Source organism: Anaeromassilibacillus senegalensis (genome assembly GCF_001261775.1).
GTDB lineage: Bacteria > Bacillota > Clostridia > Oscillospirales > Acutalibacteraceae > Anaeromassilibacillus > Anaeromassilibacillus senegalensis.
The window spans coordinates 107250-131536 of the sequence record NZ_LN868535.1; the positions used below are offsets into that span (position 1 = coordinate 107250).

General features: G+C 53.5%; 22 protein-coding genes and 1 riboswitch. Of the genes, 14 read left to right on the plus strand and 8 right to left on the minus strand.

Going from position 1 to position 24287, the window contains the following annotated elements; genetic code table 11:
• Nucleotides 1–79 precede the first annotated feature (79 nt).
• Together mfd and BN2106_RS00805 are read left to right on the plus strand one after the other, a co-directional pair.
• Nucleotides 80–3562, plus strand: a complete 3483-nt coding sequence (gene mfd / locus BN2106_RS00800) for a transcription-repair coupling factor (RefSeq protein ID WP_050696675.1) — start codon at nt 80–82, stop codon at nt 3560–3562.
• A gap of 304 nt (nt 3563–3866) precedes the next feature.
• Nucleotides 3867–4427: a hypothetical protein gene (locus BN2106_RS00805; protein ID WP_050696676.1), complete on the plus strand. Its 561-nt coding sequence runs from the start codon at nt 3867–3869 to the stop codon at nt 4425–4427.
• 12 nt (nt 4428–4439) lie between these two features.
• On the opposite strand, the gene BN2106_RS00810 is transcribed toward BN2106_RS00805, so the two are convergent.
• Nucleotides 4440–4685, minus strand: a complete 246-nt coding sequence (locus BN2106_RS00810; RefSeq protein WP_050696677.1) for a hypothetical protein — start codon at nt 4683–4685, stop codon at nt 4440–4442.
• A 63-nt stretch (nt 4686–4748) separates the two neighbouring features.
• Here BN2106_RS00810 and BN2106_RS00815 point away from each other — a divergent pair, with 63 nt between their 5' ends.
• The 3 genes from BN2106_RS00815 to BN2106_RS00825 are packed head-to-tail and all read left to right on the plus strand — an operon-like array spanning nt 4749 to nt 5815.
• Nucleotides 4749–5036 (plus strand): hypothetical protein, encoded by a 288-nt coding sequence (locus BN2106_RS00815; protein ID WP_050696678.1) that lies wholly within the window; start codon nt 4749–4751, stop codon nt 5034–5036.
• Between the two features lie 27 nt (nt 5037–5063).
• Nucleotides 5064–5342 (plus strand): hypothetical protein, encoded by a 279-nt coding sequence (locus BN2106_RS00820; protein WP_050696679.1) that lies wholly within the window; start codon nt 5064–5066, stop codon nt 5340–5342.
• A gap of 56 nt (nt 5343–5398) precedes the next feature.
• Nucleotides 5399–5815 (plus strand): hypothetical protein, encoded by a 417-nt coding sequence (locus BN2106_RS00825; RefSeq protein ID WP_050696680.1) that lies wholly within the window; start codon nt 5399–5401, stop codon nt 5813–5815.
• 103 nt (nt 5816–5918) lie between these two features.
• Here the strand turns inward: BN2106_RS00825 and BN2106_RS15460 are convergent, their stop codons facing one another.
• Entirely contained in the window at nt 5919–6272 is a 354-nt protein-coding gene (locus BN2106_RS15460; protein WP_074017363.1) for a helix-turn-helix domain-containing protein, read from the minus strand.
• Between the two features lie 13 nt (nt 6273–6285).
• Complete coding sequence (locus tag BN2106_RS00835; RefSeq protein ID WP_050696682.1) at nt 6286–6579, minus strand: helix-turn-helix domain-containing protein; 294 nt, start codon at nt 6577–6579, stop codon at nt 6286–6288.
• A 125-nt stretch (nt 6580–6704) separates the two neighbouring features.
• Here BN2106_RS00835 and BN2106_RS00840 point away from each other — a divergent pair, with 125 nt between their 5' ends.
• From BN2106_RS00840 to BN2106_RS00855, 4 genes are all read left to right on the plus strand, one after another.
• Nucleotides 6705–7214, plus strand: a complete 510-nt coding sequence (locus tag BN2106_RS00840) for an SLOG family protein (RefSeq protein ID WP_050696683.1) — start codon at nt 6705–6707, stop codon at nt 7212–7214.
• Nucleotides 7215–7450: 236 nt separating this feature from the next.
• A complete protein-coding gene (locus tag BN2106_RS00845) occupies nt 7451–7834 on the plus strand; it encodes a hypothetical protein (RefSeq protein WP_050696684.1) in 384 nt (127 codons plus the stop codon).
• 105 nt (nt 7835–7939) lie between these two features.
• A complete protein-coding gene (locus BN2106_RS00850) occupies nt 7940–8524 on the plus strand; it encodes a hypothetical protein (RefSeq protein WP_050696685.1) in 585 nt (194 codons plus the stop codon).
• Nucleotides 8525–8640: 116 nt separating this feature from the next.
• Nucleotides 8641–8829 carry a hypothetical protein gene (locus tag BN2106_RS00855; protein WP_050696686.1) on the plus strand — a complete coding sequence of 63 codons (189 nt, stop codon included), beginning with the start codon at nt 8641–8643 and terminating at the stop codon, nt 8827–8829.
• Nucleotides 8830–8885: 56 nt separating this feature from the next.
• Here BN2106_RS00855 and BN2106_RS00860 read toward each other — a convergent pair whose 3' ends face one another.
• Nucleotides 8886–9377, minus strand: a complete 492-nt coding sequence (locus BN2106_RS00860) for a hypothetical protein (protein ID WP_050696687.1) — start codon at nt 9375–9377, stop codon at nt 8886–8888.
• A 162-nt stretch (nt 9378–9539) separates the two neighbouring features.
• Nucleotides 9540–9653, plus strand: a riboswitch (TPP riboswitch).
• A gap of 108 nt (nt 9654–9761) precedes the next feature.
• Here BN2106_RS00860 and thiT point away from each other — a divergent pair.
• From thiT to ygjK, 3 genes are all read left to right on the plus strand, one after another.
• The gene (gene thiT, locus BN2106_RS00865) at nt 9762–10337 is read left to right on the plus strand and encodes an energy-coupled thiamine transporter ThiT (RefSeq protein WP_050696688.1); all 576 of its coding nucleotides are present in this window, start codon (nt 9762–9764) and stop codon (nt 10335–10337) included.
• A 374-nt stretch (nt 10338–10711) separates the two neighbouring features.
• Complete coding sequence (locus BN2106_RS00870) at nt 10712–11887, plus strand: hypothetical protein (protein ID WP_050696689.1); 1176 nt, start codon at nt 10712–10714, stop codon at nt 11885–11887.
• A 276-nt stretch (nt 11888–12163) separates the two neighbouring features.
• Nucleotides 12164–15994 (plus strand): alpha-glucosidase, encoded by a 3831-nt coding sequence (ygjK, locus tag BN2106_RS15465; protein ID WP_074017364.1) that lies wholly within the window; start codon nt 12164–12166, stop codon nt 15992–15994.
• Between the two features lie 1595 nt (nt 15995–17589).
• Here the strand turns inward: ygjK and mnmA are convergent.
• Together mnmA and BN2106_RS00885 are read right to left on the minus strand one after the other, a co-directional pair.
• Entirely contained in the window at nt 17590–18660 is a 1071-nt protein-coding gene (mnmA, locus tag BN2106_RS00880; protein WP_050696690.1) for a tRNA 2-thiouridine(34) synthase MnmA, read from the minus strand.
• A complete protein-coding gene (locus tag BN2106_RS00885) occupies nt 18657–19232 on the minus strand; it encodes a hypothetical protein (RefSeq protein WP_050696691.1) in 576 nt (191 codons plus the stop codon). Before BN2106_RS00885 ends, mnmA begins: the two co-directional genes overlap by 4 nt.
• A gap of 335 nt (nt 19233–19567) precedes the next feature.
• Between BN2106_RS00885 and BN2106_RS00890 the strand changes: the two genes are divergently transcribed.
• Nucleotides 19568–20221, plus strand: a complete 654-nt coding sequence (locus BN2106_RS00890; RefSeq protein ID WP_050696692.1) for a CpXC domain-containing protein — start codon at nt 19568–19570, stop codon at nt 20219–20221.
• 23 nt (nt 20222–20244) lie between these two features.
• Nucleotides 20245–22098, plus strand: a complete 1854-nt coding sequence (gene asnB, locus BN2106_RS00895) for an asparagine synthase (glutamine-hydrolyzing) (protein ID WP_050696693.1) — start codon at nt 20245–20247, stop codon at nt 22096–22098.
• Between the two features lie 495 nt (nt 22099–22593).
• On the opposite strand, the gene BN2106_RS00900 is transcribed toward asnB, so the two are convergent.
• Both BN2106_RS00900 and BN2106_RS00905 read right to left on the minus strand, forming a co-directional pair.
• Nucleotides 22594–22854, minus strand: coding sequence for a helix-turn-helix domain-containing protein (locus tag BN2106_RS00900; protein WP_330379704.1), 261 nt, complete (start codon nt 22852–22854; stop codon nt 22594–22596).
• A gap of 295 nt (nt 22855–23149) precedes the next feature.
• Complete coding sequence (locus tag BN2106_RS00905) at nt 23150–24274, minus strand: hypothetical protein (protein ID WP_050696695.1); 1125 nt, start codon at nt 24272–24274, stop codon at nt 23150–23152.
• Between the last annotated feature and the right edge of the window lie 13 nt (nt 24275–24287).

The following is a 24287-nucleotide window of genomic DNA, read 5'->3' on the forward strand; positions in this document are numbered from 1 at the left end:
CTATAAGACGCATCGTATATCTGCCTATTAATATAACAAATTGTAAATCTTTTTGAAACGCTATGACGGGGAACAACTTATGAAATTTCTTCTCAACGCCCTGAACAACCTCAAGGAATTCAAAACGCTGGACGCGGCCGTCCGGGGCGGGCAGCTGCCCGCCGCCGTCAACGGGCTCTCCGGCGTACACAAGGCAGCCTTCATCTATTCGCTCTGCGCCAATCAAAAGCGCAGGGCTTTTGTCGTTGCCGGAGATGAGAGCGAAGCCCAGCGGCTGAGCGACGACCTCGCCGCGATGGGCATGCGGCCGCTGACAGTTCCCGTGCGGGACTTCTCCTTCCGCGACGCGGCGGGCGCCTCCCATGAGTACGAACACCAGCGCATCCAGGCACTGGCCCGCATCCTGAACGGCGAGTGCGACGCGGTGATTGCCTGCATGGACGCAGCGCTGCAATACGCCATCCCGCCCGCCGAGCTGAAAAAGCGCACCGTGACCATCCGGGCCGGACAGTCCATCCCCATGGCGGACGTGGTCAACGCGCTGGTTGCCTGCGGCTACGAACGCGCGGCACAGATTGACGGCACCGGGCAGTTTTCCCAGCGCGGCGGCATCCTGGACATCTTTACACCGGACGCCGCCAGCCCCGTGCGTCTGGAATACTGGGGCGACGACATCGACACCCTTTCCCTGTTTGATCTGGAGACGCAGCGCCGCACGGAGAACATCGAAAAGCTGGTGATCGCGCCCGCGGTGGAAGCACTGATCGACAGCCCCGCGGTTCTCGCCCAGAAGATCAAAAAGCTGGCGGGTTCCCTGCGCGGCAAGACCGCGCCCAAGGCCAAGGAGATCCTGTACGCGCAGGCGGATAAGCTGGAACAGGGCATACACATCGGCTGCACGGACAAATTCTATCCCCTGCTGTACGACGCACCCGCCACACTGTTTGACTACTTCGCGGAAGACATGCTGCTCTTTGTGAGTGAGGCCGCCAAGGTCAAGGAACGCGCGCGCAGCACCGCCTGGCAGTGGGGCGAGGATTTAAAGGACTATCTGGAAGAGGGCGCGCTCTGCCGCGGTCTGGACTCCTACAGCGAGGACTGGGCCTACGCGCTCGGGCAGTTTCAGAACCGGGCGGTCTATCTGGACACCTTTGTGCGCGGCGGATACGAAACGCCCATCCATACACTCGTCAGCGTCACGGCACGGCAGCTCTCCGTCTGGGGCGGCAGCACCCAGCTGCTGGAGGAAGACCTGCGGAACATGCTGCACAATAAATGGGCCTGCGTCGTTCTGGCGGGCACGGAGCGCAGCGCGCGGACCGTTGCGGCGGACCTGAAAGCCGCCGGGCTTCCCGCGGACTATATGGAGCACCCGCAGACCGTCCAGCGCGGCACGGTGGTCATTACGTCGGGCGCGCTCTCCGCGGGCTTGGATCTGCCGGGGGCGTTTTTCGGCCTGATCACCCACGGACGGTTGCTGGCCGCCCGGCAGAAGAAGCCGAAGCGCGCCAAGAACAGCCAGGAGATCTACAGTCTGGCGGAGCTCTCTCCCGGCGACTACGTGGTGCATGCCGCACACGGGATCGGCGTCTTCGAGGGCATCCACAAGATCGACATGCACGGCGTGGTCAAGGACTATATCAAGGTTAAATACGCCAAGGGCGACACGCTCTATGTGCCGGTCACCCAGCTGGACATGGTTTCTAAATACATCGGCCCGCGCGAGGACGCCGGCGTCAAGCTGCACCGTCTGGGCGGCGCGGAGTGGCAGAAGGCGAAGAGCCGTGTGCGCGCCGCCGTCAAGGACATGGCGAAGGAACTCATCAAGCTGTATGCAGATCGCATGCAGGCCAAGGGCCACGCCTTCTCCGAGGACAACGAGTGGCAGCGCGATTTTGAATCTCACTTTGAGTTTGACGAGACAGAGGACCAGCTCCGCTGTATTGACGAAATCAAGAACGATATGGAACGGGAAGCACCCATGGACAGGCTGCTTTGCGGCGACGTCGGCTTCGGCAAGACGGAAGTCGCATTGCGCGCCGCGTTCAAATGCATCAGCGATTCCAAACAGTGCGCGCTGCTGGTGCCGACCACTATTTTGGCGTGGCAGCATTTCCAGACCGTGACCAAGCGCATGGAGGGGTTCCCGGTGCGCATCGAACTGCTCTCCCGTTTCCGCACGCCAAAGCAGCAGGAAGAAATCCTGCGGCGGCTCAAGCGCGGCGAGGTCGACATGGTGGTCGGTACGCACCGGCTGGTCAGCAAGGACGTGAAGTTCAAGGATCTCGGCCTGGTCATCATCGATGAGGAACAGCGCTTTGGTGTGGCACAAAAAGAAAAGCTGAAATCCTTATGTAACAACGTCGACGTGCTGACGCTCTCCGCGACGCCGATCCCCCGCACGCTAAACATGGCAATGTCCGGCATCCGCGACATGAGCGTGATCGAGGAAGCGCCGCACGACCGCCACCCCGTACAGACCTACGTGCTGGAGCACGACAACGCCGTTTTATATGAAGCAATCCGGCGCGAGCTGCGGCGCGGCGGGCAGGTCTACTATCTGCACAACGACGTTGCCACCATCGAACGCACCGCAGCGCGGATTCAGGCCAATATCCCCGAGTCGCGCGTCGGCTTCGGCCATGGAAAGATGGCGGAAAACGAGCTGTCCGAGGTCTGGCGCAGGCTGTTGGAGCACGAAATAGACGTGCTGGTCTGCACGACGATCATCGAAACCGGCGTGGACGTGCCGAACGCCAACACGCTCATCATCGAGAACGCCGACCGCATGGGGTTATCCCAGCTGCACCAGCTGCGCGGGCGCGTGGGCCGTTCCTCCCGCCGCGCGTATGCCTATTTGACCTTTACGCCAAACAAGGTATTGTCTGAAATTGCGCAGAAGCGCCTTTCCGCAATCCGCGAGTTCACGGAATTCGGCTCCGGATTTAAAATCGCCATGCGCGACCTGGAAATTCGCGGCGCGGGCAACATCCTGGGCGGCGAGCAGCATGGCCACATGGAAACCGTCGGCTATGACATGTACCTGCGCCTGCTGAGCGAGGCAATCCGCCGCGAGAAGGGCGAAGAAGTGCAGGAATACGGACAGGAGTGCCTGGTGGATATGCAGATTCAGGCGCACATCCCGGACAAATACATTGAAAACCTCAGCCAGCGGCTGGAGGTGTACCGCCGCATCGCGGACATCCGCACGCGCGACGATGCGCTGGACGTAACCGACGAGCTGATCGACCGCTTTGGCGAGCCGCCGGAGAGCGTCAACGGTCTGATCGAAGTCGCGCTGCTGCGCAACCTGGCCTCCGGCCTCGGCGTCAGCGAGGTCAAGCAGCAAAATGACTGCCTGCTGCTGTACAAACCCACGTTCAGCCTGAAGAACCCGCAGGACATGCGGCAGATGGCGGCGCTGACTTCCGCGCTGAAGAAGCGCGTCACGCTCAACGCGGGCGGCAAACCGTACATCAGCGTGAAGCTCGGGCCGAATATGACGCCGCTGGATACGCTGGGCGAAGCGCTCAACGTGATGGATGACGCAAAGGAAAAATAATCAAAAAGGAAATGCCTGTTCCCCATCAGAACAGGCATTTCCTTTTTTTCGTAAAAAATATTGACTTTTCGACACAATGCTGCCCGCACATGTTATAGTTAATGTGAAATCATAATCCTTTACTGGAAAACCATTAAAGGAGGTCTAGTCCCATGGGACGATTTTATGCACCATAAAATTCCATTCGTATTAACTGCTATCGTCCGTCTTCACAGCGTGAAACGTATCGGTTTGCGGAAAACCGCGCGCGAAAGAATTCAGGCAGCAGTTTTTTCCAACCAATGGATTGGAAGGGGAAATTGATATGAAAAAGCGATTGTTTCTGATCCTGTGTGCCATTCTGTGTCTATCCTGTATGACCGGCAGAGAGGCCTTTCCGCAGGAAGCCTACGCCTATTCCCCTATGCCGGTGCCCACTAAGGAACATGCCAATCTGACGATTACCAATGAAGACGGATCCGTGGAAACCGTTCCGTTAAAAACAATCCAGTTTGAAAAAGCTGAGGTGGAATTGCTCCCCGAGCCCTATGACCAGTACCGATTGACCGTCAGCGCAGCCGATACCGCTGCCGCCAGCAGAATGGATGCCTCTGTCAAAGCAGTCATCACCTATCGTACCGCCGGGTTTCAACGTCAGCTCATCCATTTCAGTGTAGAGTATGACTGCGGTTCCAGTGTCTATCTGTTCAGCCGGTCGGCCCAGTACGGCGACAGCAGCAATCGAAAGACCGTTTCAATCAACGGGAATTCGTTTTCCAGAAACGTCGACATTTCAGGAAACACTGTCGGCTGCAAAGCGTCCGCTATGGCACAGTATGGTCCCACCGAGGAAACCGTATGGATGACCGTTGACGTATGGGTATAAAAGATGTGCCGTTTAACTGTAGGGATTCTCAAACGAATCCTTGTTCTCCTGCTTCTGGGTACAGGGTTGCTTCTGCTCTCTCTTTTCGTAAAATGGCTGTGGCCCTTCGCTCTGGTCTGCCTTTTGGCCGGTTTTGTTCTCATGTTCCGCCGTTGTCGCTGTCCCTGCTGTGGAACACCGCACACCATTGAACGGTTGCTGTACGCAGTCAATCACCCGCTGTATTGCCGTCATTGCGGCCAGCGCATCCGGATTCATTCTGACCCTCCCGATTCGCCCTCTTAATTCATCGAAGACAGCGTTTTTTAAGGAGGAATTCACATGAACCGCAAAAAAATTCTTTCATTTTTACCGAAAGTTCTGGTAAGCCTGACAAGCCTGTCATTTTTGCTCGCGTATTTCTATTTAGATGCTGAACGCTGGGTGCGCGCACTTTTAATGACCGCTTCGCTTCTGTGTTCCAGTTCGCTTATTCTGATTAATTCCTATCGGGATTGGAAAACAGAACGGACACGGGGCAACAAGGGGAAATTGATCTTTTATTTTATTTTTATCGCGTTCCTGTGCGGTTACGCCGCTTACAATGTTTTGACCCGCCCGGCAGTTTAACTGTCTGAACGTAAGGGGGATGCTTCTATGTTTGTCGACCGGATCGTTCCTCTCCTCGTCGCTATGATCCTGGTATTCGCCGATTGGGTTGTTCCAAAAGCATACAGTCTGTGGTTTTCTGTCATTTCTATACTTATTGTAAATTTTATGGAGTTTTTTCCAAACTGGATACAGTTTCTTCGGGCAAAGGGAGAACATCGTCCGATTGAAGACCGGTCCTTCCTCAAAAAATTCGCTCGGAATATGATCATCAGCGCAATCCTGATCATCGGCGCGTTCCTCATCCGCTATTTCAGAACACTGTAAAACGTTCGGCTGCCTCATTCTTATTACCACCTTCTTATCGAGGGGGAGGAGCACCCATGAGCGCAAAAAAATGGCTTTTTCCTGTTTCAGCCGTCGTGTTGCTGACCGCCGGCGCTGTGCTGCGGACAAGGCTGTTCGCCTATTGGCAACATCTTGCCTCGGTCAACTACGAATTTCAATGGACTTTTTTCTGCTGGTGCCTTGCATTTATTACGGAAATCGCATTCGGGTTTGTCCTTTGCCTGCTCGCCACACACGGAAGCCCGCGCATCCGGCGCTTTTCCGCGGTGCATTTCGTTCTATTTTTGCTGTTGTGCGGATGCTTCTGGGCGGCTCAGTTTCACCTCCTGTATCCCGTGCTGTCTCCCGACCAGACATTGACCGCTATTCTCAACACGCTGGCGGGCGTACTGCTGTTCCAAGCATTTTTCCGGTTGGAAGGCCACGCATCCCAAACCGGGCAGAATCAATAGAATCACTGTTATAAACCAATCCATTCAAAAAGCCGTACAAGCTGTAAAAATACAGCTTGTACGGCTTTTTCCCGTTTTAATCGTTGCATGCGTTGCAAACGCATTAATACTTCTTATAATCCACAATTTGCTTCAAAATATCGTACAGCTTTTCCTGTTCCTTCAGCGGCTGGGATTGAATTAACTGGTAGCACGCGGCGGCAACTTTCTTTCCGTCGTTCCCGATCACAATATTTTCAAACAGCGTTTCCAACGGCAGGTTTAACGCGCGGGCGATCTTCTCAACTGTTTCGACCGTTGGATTTCTATCCGCACGCTCTATCATTCCGACATAACCGGGATGAATGTCCGCCTTCTCTGCCAGCTCTTCTTGGCTTAGCCCCGCCTGTTCCCGGTAGTTTCTCAGTCTTTCTCCTATTATTCTCGTTATGTCTGATTTACATCTTTCTAACGACATTTTTAACTAACCTCTAATTATTCCGAATATCATTTATGATATTTTCCACATGTCTAACTTGTTCTTCCCTTAAACCCGTTACTTCCAAATAGATCCCATCCTGATGGGGTAATGCCTCTCTGCCTAACAAATAATCCGTACTTACCTGAAAATAATCTGCAATTTTAACTAACATTTCAATGGAAGGCAATATATTATCATTTTCCCAATTACTAATGCTTTGCTTTTTAACACCTATCTTTTTAGCGAGTTCTACTTGATTCAGCCCTTGAGACTTTCTCAAATATCTTATTCTAACAGCAAACATAATATCACAACCTTTGTTTTTATTATGTATGCCCAGTTATAAATTTAAAAATACCAGTATTGTAATATACGTTTTTCTGTGGTATAGTTTTCTTATACTAAAATATAAGAAAGTAGGCACGTCTTATGTCCCATATCCTAACCTGCGCCTTCACCGGCCACCGCCCGGACCATTTTCCCTTTCAATACGACGAGTCCCATCCGGACTGCGTCCGTTTAAAAAATCGCATGTTGACAGAAGTCATCAATATCGCCTATGCAGGCACCACCCTTTTCCTCTCCGGCATGGCACAGGGGGTGGATACCTGGGGCGCGGAAATCGTATTGGAGATGCGGCAAACATGTTCTTCCCTCCGTCTCGTCTGTGTTCTGCCGTGCGCGGATCAGGTGGCGAACTGGACGGACGAAGCCAAAAAGCGCTACTTTTCCATTCTCTGCCGTGCAAACCGCCTGATCTGCCTGCACGAGCATTATACTGATAGATGTATGATGGAGCGCAACCGTTTTATGGTCGACCACGCGGATTCCCTGCTGGCGGTATGCAATCCGAAAATCCGCAGCGGTTCCACAGCCACTTTACATTATGCACAAGCAAAAGGGATTCCCGTGAACCTGATTGACACAAGAAAGATATAGGAACGGCGGGAAAAACACCTGCCTATCCCAGCAACAAAAGAGCACCCCGACGCGATTGCCTCGGGGTGCTCTTTCTTCACCAATATTTGACAATAAAATAACAAGCGAGTATAATAAGTGCATATTAATAGTTTGTCTTTTAAAACAAGAACATACGTTTATGTTTTTTTGTACGACAAGGACAAACCGATATGTTCCCGGACCGATTGACTCGGTGAAAGAAAAGAGGCTGTGTGATGAAAAAGTTTCGTTGCCACATCCTTGCCGCTGTGCTGGCGGGAGTCATTGCGATCATTCTCTGCCCGTTTTCCTTTTACACCTTTATCCACGCTACAAATGTCGTCCTTCCATATCTCTTAGGAATCTATTGCGATGCATTCCTTCTGATCATTCTAATCCGCTATTGTTTCGGCTTCGTCAAACGGAACCGAATCCGCATAGAAGAGTCGCTCCTCCGCCAAGACGAGCCGGAGGAAATCAACAATTTGGAATTTCGTGAAACAAACCAGCCTTTTTCCGAATCCGGCTTCCCTGTTTCCTCCGCTTTTTCCCATCCGTTTGGCGGCCGCGCTGTGCCGGAGAAAATACCGCTCTCCGATTCCCGGAACCGGCGGCCCTGAACTTTACTCGCATCCTGTTACCGGGAGAATCCCTCCCCATCCGCTTAAACAAATCAGTGTATGCCCTTGGACCGTTTTTTACGGTGTGAGAAATGAGGTTGCACAATGGAAATTCTCGTGATTGTTGCTGTTATTTATCTTTTGGTAAATTTATTTGTCAAAGGCTTTATGAAGGATTACACCGCGCTTGACGACAGCGAGCCAGAGCAAACCGACGGCGGGATGCTCTACGTAGCGGCTCCCGGTTCCACAGAGGAGGACACCGCCGAACCTTCCCCGAACGAAAATGAAATTCCTCCGGCATTCACCATACTGCCGGGCGTTTATACCAATATGGAGGAGCCGCCCGTCCAGCAGCCAAAGCCGGCAGCTTTTTACGACGCTTCCCCTCCGGCGGAGCCTGCCGAAGACATCGAGCCGGACCGCCGCGACTTTACCGACACCTATGCGTCCATTCAAACGCTTTTTCAACGGCTTGAAGCACAGCGCCCGGCGGAGCCGCCGCCCGCCGCCGTCCACCGTATCAACCTGCGGAAGACGCCGGAGCCGGTTTCCCTGACCTTGGAACCTGGCGAACCAATCGCCCTGGAACCACCGCCTCCCGGTATGGATTACGGTTCCCCGCCGCGGCAGAATCTTGTCCCCAACCCTTACAACGAGATTCCATTTGACGACTTCCACGTCTCCTGACGATCGCAGTTTCAAACGGAACACACGAATCCACAGTAGCCTTTCCACTTATTTTTCCCCTATTTCCAAAGATTCAGGAACAAACAACAATTTTTCATAAAGGAGTATGGATTTGAATGGGCTTGCTAATTATTGCGATTCCTCTCATCTGGATTGCATTTGTATTTATATTAAAGCAGGTGCCAGCCAACACGGACCATTTAAACGATACGTCCGGCGGCTGGGACAGCAGCTTTGACAGCTACGGGGATTCCTGCGGCGGTGACTGTGGCGGTGATTGCGATTGTGGCTGTGGAGACGACTGAATCGGCACAAAAAAAGCGCCCCGAAGTTCGGGGCGCTTTTCCATTCTATTTTTTGTTTACGCTGTGACCAGCGCGGTCAGGTCGTCCAGCGCCTCCTGCCAGAGGGTGAGGAACGCTTCGTACGCGGTCTGTCCGGCGGAAAGCTTATCGCTGACAACGGTCATGTCGCCGCCGTCGCCGAGGTTGTTCGCCATTTCCTTAAACGCCGCGGTGCCTTCCAGCGCCTTATCCGCCGCGGTGTTGAACTTCGCCTGTACGTCCTTGTATTTCTCCGGCGCTTCTACTGCCTTAAGCTTTGCGAAATCGCCTTCCAACGTTGCAATCGCGTCCAGGATCGCGGTCTGGGAAGCCTCATCGCCGGGCTGGATGTTCGCCAGTGCTGTATTAAACGCGGTCTGGGATGCGGTGATGTCCTCCATGATCACGGTGACATCCTGCTCCCACTTTTCTTCCTCTTTATTGCCGCCACCGCAGGCCGCCAGCGTCAGCATCATCAGGGCCGCCAGCGCCAGGACGCCGATGTTTTTTACCAGTTTTGTCATTTTCATAAAATCCTCCTGTTGTGTTGTTTTTGATGAATCAAACGATGGTTCTATTCTATCATGTTTCCTCTGCGAAGTCCATCCTTTTTTCCGCGGCTTTATTCGACAAAACATTGACAAAACGCGTATCAACGCGGTATGATAGTTAAGAACTGAATCAGAACGCGCAAGCGTTCGCAAGGGTGCTGGGGTTTGCCCGGCTGAGAGAAAGGCGCTTTACCGCCTTTTAACCTTTTACCTGATCTGGATAATGCCAGCGTAGGGAGCAAGCAAGCGTACAACGCCCCGCGGCATATCGCGGGGCGTTTTTTTGCACCCGGATTCAATATCTTCGGCGCCGCCGGCCGGGAACAGGCGGAACGCGGCGTTTGCCGCATTGGAGGGTAAACCATGAAAAAAGACAGCACCACCGTCATTCTGGTGGAAAGCGCGCTGATGATCGCCCTTTCCGCCGTGCTGGAACTGTTCAAGCTGTGGCAGATGCCCATGGGCGGTTCCATCACCTGCGCGTCCGTTCCGCTTGTGCTCCTGTCGTTCCACCGCGGCCCCAAATGGGGGATCGGCGCCGCGTTTACACACAGCCTTTTGCAGATGCTCCTGCGGTTTGACGTGCCCCCGGCCAAGACCTTCGGCGCCTTCGCCGTTGTCATCCTGCTGGACTACGTGATCGCGTTCACCGTGCTCGGCGCGGCCTCCTTCTTTGGCAAACCGTTTAAAAACCGCACGGTCAGCGTTGCGGTGGGCACCTGTATTGTTTCTCTGATCCGCCTGCTGTGCAGTTTTACATCCGGCTGCACCGTCTGGAAGGACTACACCCCGGAGGGCTGGCCCGTGTGGTTCTATTCCCTCTCCTACAACGCAACCTACATGCTCCCGCAGATGGTCATCACCGCCGTGCTGGCTGTGGCGCTCATCCATGTGCTGGACCGTTTTGACGGGAGGAAGCTCCGTCCCGCCTCCAATTGACAGAATCCCCGCAAAAGTGCCGAAAGGGCGCGCCGTTTGCTGCTATTTGCATGCCGCGGCGCGCCCTTCTTTTTGTTTCATTCTACTTTTCTCTATGGTATAATGACCGCACAGCGTTACCAAAATCAGAGATTTTGACGCCTGAGCGAATATTGAATCATGCCAGCTGGATGCTTGTTCAAGGAATTGCCGCATTATACGAACCGTATTGCAGGAAGGGCATGATTGAATAACCCCACTTGGTGACCAGAAGCTTTGCTTTCCGTCATTAAGAAAACATGGGACCATATTAACCATCAATAACGACGGTTTTGGACTGTTTCACCGTTCATCAATATGATATAATAATCCTAACATTTCCAGGAGGTGGAACCATGAAAGTTGTGGATTTGCGCAATGTCTTTGCCAGCTGCAATGACCAGCTGATTGAGATCAGCGACCATCTGATTTATTACGCCGAAGAAAAAACCGAAGAGGGCCACAACAGCCTGTTCCTTCTGGAATACAACCGGGTGACCCGGCGCGAACGCATCCTGGCCAACTATATATTGGACAAACCCTCCCTGACGCAGCACTATTTCAGCTTTCCGAACGAAATCATTGTGGTATTGGAGGACGGCGGCGGGAAAATTGAAATTCTGCGCATCGACAAACTCACCGGCGAGGAGACAAGCTGCGTCGTGCTGAGCCTGGTGGGCAGTTTTTCCGAATGCGCCGCGCTGGACGAGGGTCGCGTGGTCATCTACACCACGGAGGACGATGACCACACGGAGCTGTTCGCGGCCTACCGCCAGCTGACCGGATATCAGCGCGTAGCGCTCCTGTTCGATCTGGACGAGGAAGCCTACTACTACATACGGGACCCGCGCATTTGCGCCGCCTCCGCCTGCGAGCTGATCTCCTACGACCTGGACGGCGAGCGGCAGCTGCTGGTCCTTCAGCCGCACGGCGACGAACACGAAAAGTACAAATGCTACCGGAATATGCGCTGGCTGGGCGAACACGTCAACGACAATGTCTGGCTCTGCCCGCTGTTCGATTTCGTCGTGTCCATCAAAGCCGGGGAGGCCCGCACGCCGATGGAACTGATCCTGAGCGCCGGCACCAGCGGCCTGGTGCGCTATGCCGGTATGAACGACGAAGACCTTTACTTCCGCGTCAAGCACTTCCCCTCCAACGACCAGCGCCTGTGCGCCGTCAGCAAACGCACCGGCAAGCGGCGCATCGTCGCACAGCTCAACCTGGAGGAGGACGAGCCGGACGCCTTTTTCTGCATCGATACGGAGGATGGCCGCGCCTATAAAATTTCCGACTGCGGCGACTGCATTGAGGCGGACGGCGTGCTCAATTCCGGCCTGCAGGTACAATACAGCAAGGAACTGGGCGATTTTATCACCTGCGTGGAGGACCGCTTTATCATCGCAAAATATATCCTTGCGGACGATACGGATTCCTTTACATTTTATTCTATTTATGACTGTTCCACCCAAAAACAGCTCAGTTTTGAGTGTGCTTGCGAGGTTAAGTCCGGTACTGTGGTATTATACTGAAGCGCATTTTTCACAATCCCGAATCATTCCTTCTGGCAACATATCCAATCTTTGTGAACTTTTTTAAAACCTCTTTACATCGGAAATCGAAACTGTTAGAATACAGGCGTTGAGTTAATTAGATTAACATAATAGTCCACTTTTTCATTTATTTGGATTATCCAATCTATGGCAAACCGTCTGCTAGCGGCAGGAAAGGGGGATCGTTTTTACAGCCTATCGCAGACTTGTAAAAAACGAAGGATTTTAAAAGGTATGTGAAAGGAAGGCGATCGTATGAAGAAATTCCACCGTTCCGCACTCGCCCTGTCCCTCTGTGCGGCGATGCTGACCAGCACCATTCCCGGCGCTGTTGCATCCGCCAAAACCAACGCAAGCCTGCTGGACGCGGAGTCCATCGGCTACGCAAACGTTCTGAATGTGACCGGCATCCCGGACCCCGGCATGTATGGGGATTATGACACCAATAAATACAACAACTTTTCTGACATGGGCGCATGGCACGGTTACTATCTGCATCCGCAGGACGCAACCGACCTGTACGGCGGATTCGCCGGCCCGATGATCATCGCGGAGGAATACCCCATCAATCTGTCGGAGAGCATCGGCAAGTGGCAGATCGTCCGTGCGGACGGCACCGCATACGACCTGTCCACCGCGAAGGCGACGGTCAACGGTTACCCCGGCAAACTGGTGCAGACCTATGAGATGGACGACTTTGATCTCAAACTGGAGTTGATTTTCTCCAGCGACCGCACGGCTCTCATCCGCACCTCCATCCTGAACAAAACAGACGAGGCGCTGGAGCTGACCCTCAAACAGGCGGGCGATATTTTTAACACCTACGGCACCCGCGGTGCGGCGCTCGGCACTTCCCTGCAAAAAGAGGACGACGGCGTATCCGTTTCCTTTGAGACGATCCGCAGCACCTGGAATCTGCTGACCAGTGAAGAAAACAAATTCAACATCCGCTTCGACCGCGCGGTGACAACGGAAGTCGCTGAAGACGGCCTCAGCTATGTATCCACGTTTAACGAGCCGGTTACGGTCAATCCGGACGACGTTTTCACCACCTATCAAACGCAGAGCTACACATTCACCGCGGACGAAGCGGCGGCGGAAAAGGAAGCGGCGGCGGACATGCTGGCGGACGGCGCACCGTACTTTACAGAGAACACCAGCCGCTGGCAGGGGTACATTGATACCATCGACGGCGCGGACGTCGACGCGGCTTACAAGAACGCCGCGGTCAAGTCCATGGAAACGCTGTCCACCAACTGGATGAGCGCTGCGGGCGCTTTGAAACACGATGGCGTCGTTCCCTCCACTTCCTACAAATGGTTTGTCGGTATGTGGGCATGGGATTCCTGGAAACAGGCGGTTGCCACCGCGCACTTCAACGGCGACCTGGCGGAAGATAACATCCGCGCGCTGTTTGACTATCAGATCACAGAAGAAGACGCAATCCGTCCGCAGGACGCCGGCACCATCATCGATTGTATCTTCTATAATGTCGGCCCGGAACGCGGCGGCGACGGCGGCAACTGGAACGAGCGCAACTCCAAGCCCGCGCTGGCTTCCTGGTCTGTCTACAACGTTTACAAGCAGACCCACGATATTGAATTCCTGCGTGAAATGTATCCCAAGCTGGTCGCCTACCATGACTGGTGGTATACCAACCGCGACATTGACGGCAACGGCATTGCGGAATACGGCGGCATGGTGCACGACGCACACTACCAGTACAACAGCGACGGTTCCATAAAGACCGACGAAAACGGCAACAAGCTCTTTGATGAGGATGCCGTGATCGAGGCCGCCGCGTGGGAAAGCGGCATGGACAACGCCACCCGTTTTGACAAGGACGGCAACGGTCCGGACGACATTGGCGTCCATGTCTTTGAAGTCAAGAACGACGGCGGTGAAACCGTCGGCTATACCATCAACCAGGAATCCGCGGATCTCAACGCATATCTGTACGCGGAAAAAGGCTTCCTGAAGGCCATGGCGGAAGAGCTGGGCTACGAGGAAGACGCCGCAAAATACGAAGAAGAGGCTGCAAAGGTCCGCGACTATGTCAACACCATGATGTTTGACGAGGAGACCGGCTTCTACTACGACCTGCAGACCAGCGAAGACGGCCAGACCAAGAAACTGCTCGTCAACCGCGGCAAGGGGACGGAAGGCTGGATCCCGCTGTGGGCAAAGATGGCCACACAGGAAATGGCGGACGATGTGGTAGAGAATATGCTGGACGAGGGTAAATTCTACCTCTACATGCCGTTCCCGACCGCATCCAAGGACAATGACAAATACGACCCCAACCGCTATTGGAGAGGCCCCGTGTGGATGGATCAGGCCCTGTACGGCGTAGAGGCCCTGCAAAACTACGGCTACACCCAGGAGGCTAAGGACGCGGCCTATCGCCTGTTTGACCATGCGGAAGGACTCCTTGGCGACGGCCCCATTCGTGAAAACTACAACCCGGAAACCGGCGTCGGCCTGCACACCAAGAACTTCAGCTGGTCCGCTTCCGCGTACTACCTGCTGTTCCAGAATACGTTGAACGGCAACGAAACCACTTCCCAGGATGCGCTTCCGATTCCGGGAGACCGCAACCTCTCCGTCACCTTCCCTGCAAAGTCCGTCTCCGTGGAAGCGGAAGGCGTGGACGCAGGCCTTGCCAATATCACCGGCAGCCTGACCGCTCAGCTCCCGGCCGACAGCACCTTTAAGCTGACCTTTGCCCCCAGAGTTGAGGGCAGGGAGTTCGCGGCAATCTCCATCAACGGCAAGCCGGTCGTCTTTGACAAGGATACCGACACCACTTCTTTTGTATACGAAGGCACCATCGCGGATGCGGCACAGCTCCGCTTTACCTTCACCGTTGTCAGCAAACAGACGCTGAACAGCATCATCGACGCTGCGCTTGCGCTCAAGGGCGGCGAGGAATACAACAACGCCGTTACCATTGTCCAGGAGAAATTCGACAAGGCTCTGGAACATGCGCAGGCGGTGGCCGGCGACAAGACCGCCGCACAGGATAAAATTGACGGCGCGTGGAAAGACCTGCTGAATTGCATCCAGCACCTGAGCTTTGAAAAGGGCGACCTTACCAAGCTGCAAAACCTTCTCGCCAACGCGGACGCACTGAATGAGGCCGACTTCACCGCGGAGAGCTGGAATGTTTACCTGGAAAAACGCGCAGCCGCTGAGGAAATTGTGGCGCTGGGCGACAATGCGCTCGCCGTCGACGTGACCAAGGCGCACGACGAACTGCTCAAGGCCGTTGAAGACCTGCAGTATGCCGTCAACAAGGAAAACCTGAGCAGTATCTTTGCACAGGCCGAAGAAATCCACGGCAATCTGGACGCTTATCTTGAGACTGGCAAGGCGGCATTCCTGCTCGCCTACGACAACGCACAAAAGGTTCTGGACAATGCAAACGCAAGTCAGGCGGACATTGACAAGGCTGCCGACGAACTGCTTACGGCAATCATGGACATGCGCCTGACACCGGATAAGAGTGCTTTGACAGCGCTTGTCACCAAAGCAGAGAGCCTGAACACCTCTAAATTCAGCGCATCGGAACGCAAAGCATTTGACGAAGCGCTGGACGATGCGAACCGCGTACTGTCCAATTCGGAAGCCTCACAGGAAGAAGTGGACGCGGCGCACAGCAAGCTGACCCGCGCCATGAACGCCGGTTCTTCCAGTTCCGGTTCTTCCGGTGGCAACAGCAGACCGAGCGGCGCTGGTTCTTCCGGCAACGGGTACGGTTCCTCCGGTAATGCGGTGGCAGGAACTCCTGTGACTACCACACCGGCTGTGACCGCGTCCGTCCGTTCCGACACCACCGCCGGTTTCGCCCTCAACCGAGGCGCGGCCTACTGCTTCAAGATGACGGTCGTCAACGGCAAGGAGAGCGACGTGCCCAGCTTTACCGTGGGCAACGGCAGTGTGCTGAAGACCCAGTTTGTCGCAAAGATCGGCAACGATTATTACTACCGCGTATGGGCGGTCGGTACACCGGGCCAGAGCACGGGCGTGTACACGCAATTGCCCAACGGGGCACCGCAAAAGCATTGCACGGTAACGATTGGTTGAGATTTTAAACAGGCTGATTCAGAAAACCGTCATGGATGCGTGCTGACCGCAGGTTCATTGTGTTGCTACCATCGCCTAAAATGGTACTTGCGTAAGCGCGTCCCGGCCGGAATTCCCGGAGCAAAATCCGGCTCTTCACTGCACGGTAACCATTTCATAATCTTTCCTATATGTAAAAAGGGGCCGCTGTTCCATTCTGGAACAGCGGCCCCTTTTTTCTAATTCTTCGCTTCTACTCGCCCTCACCCACAGGCCCACATGGGGCCTGACCAACAGACCGCGGCTTATAGAGTCGAAATCTGATTGCAATCCCCGGCTCCCTCGTAAACGCTGACACTGTATCAGAATGTTCGCCCACTCGTGAATTCAATGCACAGCATTGATAGGAAAGCCGACCTTATTACGTTGCTTACCCTTTTAACCCACAGCACCTCCGTGGGCGTTGCTTTCTTCACCAATGCGTAAAGGTCTGAAAAAATGGGATTTCAACCCACAGTATCCATTGGATGCTGACATCCAGCGCATGGAAAGGCCGAGCCATCCCCGCATTTCAACCCACAGACCCGCATGGGCCTGACTAAGCGATTAAGACTTCTGAACACTGGCAGGTGGGGATTACACCCCACAATACCCAGCAGTTTTGACCAAAGTCCATGAATAAAGTTTGCTTGATCAACACCTGTTTCTTTATTCCGGAACCTTATCTTCACCAACGCTGCAGCAGGCGAGCAATTCCGACAAAAACAGAGCGGCATCAATGGTACTATCATTTTAAGGAATCGAGCCTCCCACCCGCGTTAAGCAGATGGTAATAATTGACATTTGCTTCCCTTACGGCTTATAATAAAAAGGAAAAGGCGATACCGTGCAGACGGCTCGTCCTTTGCGTTAGCTGAGAAATAACCGCTTCATTTGGACGTGAGGGCGGTTATTTCTTTTTTATGTGAGTGGCTACAGTCCAGACAAACGTCGCTAAACCCAGCATGACACTGCAAAACTGATAAAGCTCCGGGAATGTAACTTGCATCTGCCTCACTCCCTCTCTATGGAGGGAAAAGAAAACGTCTCCCTCCAGAATCCAGAGGGACCAACCGTCCAATGTCTACTATATCGCCTTTTCTTTATAAGAATACCATATTTTTACAAAATATACAATATCTTCCTTGCAAAAAGATTTTACAAACAGGATATGGGGCGGTTGTCCTTCCGACTGATCGGAAACACAGATGCTGGAACCCGCGGGCTTCTTCCACATTTTAACCCTCAGGCCCAGTTGGGCCTGGCAAGGAACCTGTCCCGTGTTCGCGGCCTCATCCCAATTTCAATCCACTGGCCCCAAGGAGCCAGACAGCGCAAAGTGCGTTGCTAAGCATCACATTTCTACGCACAGCACCCATTTGGGCACTGACGAACGCTTTATTTCTACAAGGTTTGTGGAGCCTTGTCCCATTCCGTACAGAGGGTTTGTCTCTCATCACCCATCGCAAAAATCGCTGAAAACGACACTGTGCAAATCGGGAGTGCGGTTTTGTGATGTGATTTCAACCCACAGGCTCTTGCATGGAGCCTGACTGCCGGTCCCGTAAGCCGTTTTTTCAATCTACAATTGTTCCTCCGCCGAGGACAAGGTCGCCGTCGTAAAAAACGACCGCCTGCCCGGGCGTGACAGAGCGCTGCGCTTCATCAAAGGTGACACGGACGCGCCCGTTCTCCATGGGGGAAAGCAAGGCCGGCGCCGGCTTTGCCTGATAACGGACCTTGACCTGCGCGCGGAGCGGCTCGCCCAACACATCAAACGGAATAAAATTTAAATCCTCCGCAACGAGCGTATCCGCATACTGGCTGCCTTCTTCGCCCAAAGTGATCCGGTTGTGTTCCGCGTCGATATGGGTTACATACATTGGCCTGCCGAATGCAATTCCCAACCCCTTGCGCTGCCCGATGGTGTAATAGGTAATTCCCAAATGCTTTCCCAGGACGTTGCCATCCTGGTCGACAAAGTCGCCCGCGGGAGCCTTCTCCCCTGTAAACCGCTCCAGAAAACCCGCGTAGTCATTGTCCTCCACAAAGCAGATTTCCTGGCTGTCTGGCTTGTGCGCAACCTGCAAGCCGGCTTCCTCCGCCATTTTGCGGGCCTCCGGCTTGGTGTACGCGCCCAGGGGCATCAGGGTATGCGCCAGCTGGTCCTGTGTCATAGAGTACAGCACATAGCTTTGATCCTTGCTGGCAGGCGCTTTTCTCAGCAGCCACCGCCCCTGCGCGTTCTGCTCAATGACCGCATAATGCCCGGTGGCAATGGAATCGAAGCCCAGCAAACGCGCTTTTTGCAGCATTGCGTCGAATTTTAAATGGCGGTTGCACGCGATGCACGGGTTCGGCGTACGGCCCGCGGCGTACTGATCCGCAAAATACTGAATGACGTCCTTTTCAAAGCGATCCGTGAAATTCAACACCAGATGGTCGATTCCCAGCTGATAGCACACGCGGCGCGCGTCATCGATGTCATCCAGCGAACAGCAGCCGCCCGCGGCGCACTGCTGCATATACGCGTCCGGGCGCAGGCGCATGGTCACACCCGTCACATCGTACCCGGCTTTTAACAATAAAAGAGCGGCGACAGAACTGTCCACGCCGCCGCTCATTCCCAACATGACCTTATTGCTCATACTTCCGGTTCGTCCTCTGCCGCCTCGCCCAAAATATCCTCTTTGCCCGCTGTCACTGTGGGCGGGATCGGATCTGCTTCCTCGGACTCCTCCGCGGCAAGACGCTCCTCCTCTGCGGCAGCCTCATCGTGCATCAGGTTGATAAAGGGCTTTTCCGCAACGTCGCTTTCCTCTTCGTCGGCGGTCTCTCCGCTCTGGGCGAGCTCCTGACGCTGTACTTCGTTCAGATCCTCATAATAGGGGCAGATATCGCAGTCATCGTTGCAATCCGCACAGGCGTCGTCTTCCTCTTCCGTCGGCGCGGTGATCTCGTCCAGCTTGTCAAACGCCTTCCGCATGCGGCGTTCGCTCTCTTCCACCGCCTGGCAGAGCTGTTCGGCCTGCTCGTCGTTTGCATCCCGCAGATGCTCCATATAATATTTCCCCAGCGCGACATATGCGCGTGCCGTATTCTCACGTTCATTTTTGATTACAACCCGGAGACGGTTAATCATCGCGGTTTTGCGATTTTTCTCCACGACATAATCAACTGCCTTGCTGACTTCACTGCCTATCACATTGAAAATATTCATACTTTCCCCTCCGGCCCGCTTAAAGCGGCTATTTACGCACCGATTTTCGGTGAATCTATATTCGTCTTTATTATACCGCAATTTTATCAAAATGAACAGTTAAAAATTTGTAGTACCTGTCGACCGGTTCCGCCTTGTTGTGCGGCGTATGCGATTGTGTTATAATTACATGAATACTGAATCATGCCTGTTTAAACCGGGTATGATTGAATATTACAATGCCGCAAACGAATCTTACCTCTTTTGCGGAATAACGAAGATCTATAAAATCATCCTGCACGCAACTTTGTGGTATGATTTTCCTTTATTTATGAAAGACTAGGATGTGAACGCGCATGTCAACTGAAATCACCAAAGCGGTGAGCTGCCCCCGGTGCGGCGCGGAGGTGGAAACGCCGATGTGGCCGGGTATCAACGCCGAGGTCAACCCCAACCTGCGCACGCAGGTGCTCAAGGAAACCCTGTTTAACTGGACATGTCCTTCCTGCCGGTACGTTGCGCAGATGGCGTATCCCTGCCTGTACCACGATAAGGGCCGCAAATTCATGGTCTATCTGATTCCCAACGGAAGCGCGGAAGAACTGGCTCAGCTGGATGTGGACAAGACGTTCCCGCAGATCAACTGCGTGCGGAAACGCACGGTCTCCTCTCTGGCCGGGATGAAAGAAAAAATCCTGCTATTTGAATCCGGTATTGACGACCGTGCGGCGGAGCTGGTCAAGCTGGCGCTTTCCTCCGTGGTGGAGAAGAAGGACGGCAAACCGCCGCGCGAGGGCTATTTTTCCTTCTACGACGAGGACAAAAACCGCATCGGGTTCGTGTTTTTCTTTGAAGGAAACCCACAGCCTGTTATGAAAACCACCCGCATGGACGCGTATTATAAGGCGTTGGAAATCGTACGGGAGCTCGGTCCCCAGCAGGACGGTTTTGCCACCGTAGACAGCGCGCTGGCACAGCTTCTGCTGGAAAAGTATCAGGAAGACGAATAACTGTCATAGAGTGAGGTGCAATTATGTGTGGAATCTGCGGGTTCACGGGCGAGATCGTCGACCGTGACAGCGTAATTAAAAATATGACCGACGTCATCACCCACCGCGGGCCGGACAGCTCCGGCGTTTATGCCGGAGACGGCGTGACGATGGGCTTTCGCCGCCTCTCGATCATCGACATCAGCAGTTCGGGCGACCAGCCGATTTACAACGAGGATAAGACGCTGGCCCTCACCTTTAACGGCGAGATTTACAATTATCAGGACCTGCGCAAAGAGCTGATCGAAAAGGGCCATCAGTTTTATACCCAGACCGACTCCGAGGTGCTGGTCCACGGCTTTGAGGAGTGGCAGGAAGGGCTTTTAAACCGATTGCGCGGCATGTTCGGCTTTGCCATCTGGAACACGGTGGATCACAGCCTGTTCCTGGCGCGCGACTACTTCGGCATCAAGCCCATTCACTATACCCAGGTGGGGGATTCCTTTGTCTACGGCTCGGAGATCAAAAGCATCCTGGAGTTCCCCGGCTTTGAAAAGAAGTTCAATCTCCACGCGCTGGACAATTACATTTCCTTTGAATATTCCCCTCCCCCGGAGACATTTTTTCAAAACGTCTTCTGCCTGATGCCCGCCCACTACCTCTGGTACAAGGACGGCAAAGTGACGACGGCCCGCTACTGGGAGCCGCAGTTTGACGCGGACGACAGCATGACCGAGGAACAGGCGGTGGACGCGATTGAAGAAGTCTTTGAAAACTCCGTCAACGCCCACAAGATTAGCGACGTGGAAGTTGGCTGCTTCCTCTCCAGCGGCGTGGATTCCAGTTATGTTTCCACCTATTTCAAGGGGCAGAAAACCTTCACCGTCGGCTTCGACTACGGCGAAAAATATAATGAGATCGACTGGGCCAAAAATCTGAGCAAGGAAGTCGGCTTGGAACACCATTATAAAGTCATTTCCACGGAAGAATACTGGGACAGCATCCGCAAGGTGCAGTACCATATGGACCAGCCGCTGGCGGACGCCTCGTGCATCGCGTTGTATTTTGTCTCCAAAATGGCGAGCGAATACGTGAAAGTCGTCCTCTCCGGCGAGGGCGCGGACGAGTTGTTCGGCGGCTACAACATTTACCACGAGCCGGACGATTTGGCGGGATACAAGAAAGTCCCGTTGTTTCTGCGGAAATGCCTGGCCGGGATTGCAAAAGCGCTGCCGTTCCGCTTTAAGGGCAAAAGCTTTTTGATTCGCGGCGCACAGACGATCGAAGAAAGCTTCATCGGCAATTGCAGCATGTTTACCATGGAAGAAAAGCGGAAGCTGCTGAAAAGCGATATCCCGATTACCCGCCCGCAGGAGCTGACCAAGCCGTACTACGCGCGCGTGCAGGGCAAGGACGACGTGACCAAAATGCAGTATCTGGACATCAATGTCTGGCTGGCTGGCGACATCCTGCTGAAAGCCGACCGCATGAGCATGGCGAACTCGCTGGAGCTGCGCGTGCCGTTCCTGGATAAAGAGGTCTTCAACGTGGCGGCTCACCTGCCGCGCCGCCTGCGCGTCAACAAGGAAAATACCAAATACGCGATGCGCAAGGCCGCGATGCGCCACCTGCCGGACGCGACGGCGAAGAAAAAGAAGCTGGGCTTCCCGGTCCCTACCCGTGTCTGGCTGCGCGAGCAGAAATATTACGACATTGTCAAGACGGCGTTCACCAGCGACACGGCGAAACAGTTCTTTAACACGGACGTACTGGTTGCATTGCTGGACGAGCATTTCAACGGCAAATGCGACAACAACCGCAAAATCTGGACGATTTACGTGTTCCTGATCTGGTATGATATTTACTTTGCGAATCCCGACGGTGTAAACTTAAAATAAGCTATTATTTAAAATGTATTTTCACCTTACCGATAACGGCTTAAACGCGTTTATTTACCTTTCTAAAAGGCGGGACCTGCGGTCAGCTCGCGCCTACGGTGAAGACCAGTTTTCAGCTTACAGGTAATGGCTAAAACGCGTTTATCCACCTTTCCAAAAGGCGGGACCTGCGGTCAGCTCGTGCCTACGGCGAAGACCAGTTTTCAGCTTACAGGTAATGGCTAAAACACGTTTATCCACCTTTCCAAAAGGTGGCAGTTTCCAAAGGCAGAGCCTTTGGTCGCTCCTCGCAAGGAGCGAAACTCTTTTCCTGAGAAGAGCGAGTGGGAACGAGTGATATGGTACTTTACAAAGAAGAATGTATTTTTATTGATAAGGGGCTGACGCATTTTTTGTGCGTCAGCCCCCTGTTTATTTTTATAACAAAAACATATATATTTACATAATCTATCATTTCATCCCGTTTCAAAAAAATTATACTCTACCATGCATCCTCTACCGTCGTTTCTTTTTTGCAGGATACAGTTGTTTTATGTTCGTGCGTCCCAGTAAATAGTCCACACTGGTATGATAAAAATCCGCGAGAAGCATCAGGCGGTCAACCGGAATGTTTCTCAATCCGCGCTCGTATATTGAATACTGATTTTGCGATATATGGATAATCGCAGCAACTTGCCTCTGTTTTAAATCATGGTCTTCGCGCAAATCCCGTATATTCCGATACATATCCTTCCCTCCCGAAGGACAGTATAGCATTTGACATAGGAACTTGCATTATCACAAAGATGTTTGTAGTTGACAAGGCAAAAAAGAGCGGTTGCAGCTTGTATTCTGCAACAGCTCCGGAAATTCACTTAGCAATACAAAAAGTCCGTAAAGAACCATATCACTCGCTCTTCTTAGGAAGAGAGTTCCGTTCTCTGCGGAGAACGGCAAAGGGCCCTGCCCTTTGATCCCGCCGCTTTTCAGAAAAGCGGAAAAACACATTTAAGAAACAACCCGCAAGGGAACAAAAAAGGGCTGTTACAAAACAGCCCTTAAACCTTCACTTTTACGCGGCCTCAGAAGAAGATTCCTCGCCGCCTTCATCAGAGGGTGTTTCCTCCTCGGAGGAAACCGGCGCGGAGGAAGATTCCTTCGGCACAAACATCGTCGGGTTGTAGTCCTTGATTGCGCCTTCGTTGATCGTCACACCCTGGTATTCGTCCGTCCACTTGTTCACCGTGTCCTTAAACTCGTCGCTCTTCATCGCGATGAGAATATTCTGGCGGTTGGTGTCGTTGTCCAGCTGCTCCTGTACCTTCGCGGTGACATCGTCCTTGACCAGCAGGATCTTATACATACCGGCGGCGTCAACCATGCGGGCTTCGCCGTTCTTCATGGAATTCAGTGCCGCAGAGAACTCCTCCGGATACGAGGATGGATTCTTTACAAAGTCCTCCACGCCGGTGTTGAGCTGCTCGGTTTCCTGACCGGAAGACGTTTTGTATGCCGTGGCGGCTTCCTGAATGGTCATCTCGCCCGCGTTGATCTTATCGGCATATTCCTTAAAATCCTTGTCAACCTGCTCGACCTCTTCGTCGCTCATCGCTTCACCGGTCGTCATGTCGTACTGGGATGCCAGCACATAGGAAAACGCCGTGTAATTCTTTACAAAGTAGTCCTTAATATCGGCTTCCGGCACTTCCTGCGTGCCGCCCTTGTTGTAAATTGCATCGAATACCTTGCTGTACTTTGCATAATAATCGGAGTACGCCAAGTTAAAGGAAGACTGCGCCACACCATACGTATCCATCTCTGTGCCGATGTACGTCCAGTTGTTCGCCGTCTGGTTGTTGACCTGCTTGACCTCGTCTTCGGTCAGGGACAGCTCAAATTCCTTCATCTTGTCGTCGATGACCAGAATGGACTTTGTCTGGCGCAGGGCGTTGTCCTTTATCCAGGTTGCTGCGTCCTTGCCTTCAATCTGCTGCTCCAGAACCGGCTTGGAACCGTCTTCCTTCTGGCTGTCCGCCTGCTGGTACGCGGAATACAGGTTGTAGATATAGGCGCCGATCGGCACTGTCAGATTGTCGTTTTTGATTGCCCAGGTCTTGTCCGTTCCACCGCACGCGGTAGCCGTCGCCATGATCGCCAGAGCCATCACTGCGGCCAGGCACTTCTTGAGTCTTTTCATTTTACACGCTCCT